Annotated in this window: 1 pseudogene; it reads left to right on the forward strand. The window is 39.8% G+C overall.

The features are described 5' to 3' along the window. Window positions 1-412: pseudogene (locus tag E3E28_RS10950) on the forward strand (TldD/PmbA family protein); the annotation flags it as partial.

Consider the following 412-nt stretch of genomic DNA (forward strand, 5'->3'; position numbering starts at 1 on the left):
TAAGAATGAAGAAAGACTTCAGAGACTATTCTGGAGAAGAAAAGATGGAGTATCTAAAGCTCATCGAAGAAGAAGTTCTGAACAGTGGAGTCAATGTTCCAATGAGATTTTTAAGCTATCAAGACTGGATTGCTCACAAGTATTTCGTCAACAATGAAGGAGCAAAAGTTGAGAGTGTCATTCCAAGGGTCTCAATAACATACAACTTGGTGGTTTTTGAGGAAGGTCAAGTTGAACAAGCTCCGTTTGTTCAGACAGCTTTCACTGGTGGTCTTGAGTTGATAGAGAAGGCAGAACCCTGGAAGAAAGCATTAAATGATGTTAAAGCCTTGCAGAGATTAATAAAGGAAGGAAAGAAGCCGCCAGAAGGAAAGGTAGATGTTGTTATAAGTCCAGAAGTTGCAGGAATAGC

The sequence above is a fragment of the Thermococcus sp. 21S9 genome, assembly GCF_012027635.1.
GTDB lineage: Archaea > Methanobacteriota_B > Thermococci > Thermococcales > Thermococcaceae > Thermococcus.